The organism is Variovorax sp. P4_D9 (genome assembly GCF_056401695.1).
In genome coordinates this window covers 1-1,409 of the sequence record NZ_JBFUIU010001425.1, presented here as the reverse complement: position 1 = coordinate 1,409, position 1,409 = coordinate 1, and the positions used below count along the sequence as shown (strand labels likewise).

Below are 1,409 nucleotides of genomic sequence, written 5' to 3'. Positions count from 1 at the left end.
GTGCTGTACACGCTCGTCACCACGCACATCACGATCGCGGCGGTCACGATCTTCCTGCACCGGACGCAAACGCACCGGGCCATGGATCTCGGCCGAATCCCCTCGCATTTCTTCCGGTTCTGGCTCTGGCTGGGCACCGGCATGGTGACCAAGGAATGGGTCGCCATCCACCGCAAGCACCACGCCAAGTGCGAAACCGTGGACGACCCGCACAGCCCGCAGGTCAAGGGCATCGACGAAGTCATGTGGCGCGGCGCCGAGCTGTACCGCAAGGAATCGAAGAACAAGGAAACGATGGAGCGTTTCGGCCACGGCACGCCCGACGACTGGATCGAGCGCAACCTGTACTCGCGCTACAGCTGGCAGGGCGTGGGCCTGATGTTGATCCTCAACGTCGCCTTGTTCGGCATGCTCGGCCTGACCGTCTGGGCCGTCCAGATGCTCTGGATCCCCTTCTGGGCCGCGGGCGTCGTCAACGGCATCGGCCACTATTGGGGCTACCGCAACTTCGAAGCCACCGATGCCAGCACCAACCTGATTCCGTGGGGCATCATCATCGGCGGGGAAGAGCTGCACAACAACCACCACACCTACCCGACCTCGGCCAAGTTCTCGGTCAAGAAGTACGAGTTCGACATCGGCTGGGTCTACATCAGCCTGATGCAGAAGATCGGCTGGGCCAAAGTCAAGAAGCTGCCGCCCAAGATGCTGGTGGGCGACGTGGTACCGGTGGCCAACGAGAAGACCCTCGAAGCCGTGATCGCCAACCGTTACGAGGTGATGGCCGGCTATGCGCGCGAAATGCGCCGTGCCACCCGCAGCGAGCTGGCCCAGCTCAAGGCCAAGGGGGCCGACCTGTCGGTGCTCAAGGCGGCCAAGAAATGGTTGCATCGCGACGACGACAAGGTGCCCGCTGCTCTGCGCTCGAACCTGGTCCAGGCCCGTGCCGCCCACCCGGTGCTCGACAAGATGGTGACCATGCGTGAAGAATTGCGCCAGCTGTGGCTCAACACCTCGAATTCGCGCGAGCAGCTGGCTGCCGACCTGGCCGCTTGGTGCCATCGCGCCGAAGCCAGCGGCATTGCCGGACTGCGCGAGTTCTCGACCCGCCTGCGTTCCGCCCGCGCCTGAACTGTTGCTCGCCCCCAGGTTGCTCGGCACTCCGTTTCCGGGCGCCCATCCGCTACCGGGGGCGACACCAGCGGCCTGGCGGAGCCAGTTCCGCGGGGCCTAGCTGTGCCGGCCGTGTAGTGATGTTTTATACCAATTTGCGTTCAATAGATTAGATATGATGTCAGCCCACGAACCTCAAGGAGTCGTGGATGAAGACATTAATCGTGGGGGATAAGCCGACTGTTGAGCGCTTGGCGGAACGGCTCAAGCGAGCCGGCAGTCATGCGGAGTACCAG

At 63.2% G+C, this 1,409-nt stretch carries 1 protein-coding gene; it reads left to right on the top strand.

The window, feature by feature from the left end:
• Nucleotides 1-1,131: DesA family fatty acid desaturase (locus AC1DY5_RS55635; protein ID WP_478122706.1), on the top strand; the 1,131-nt coding region annotated here is incomplete at its 5' end.
• Nucleotides 1,132-1,409 lie beyond the last annotated feature (278 nt).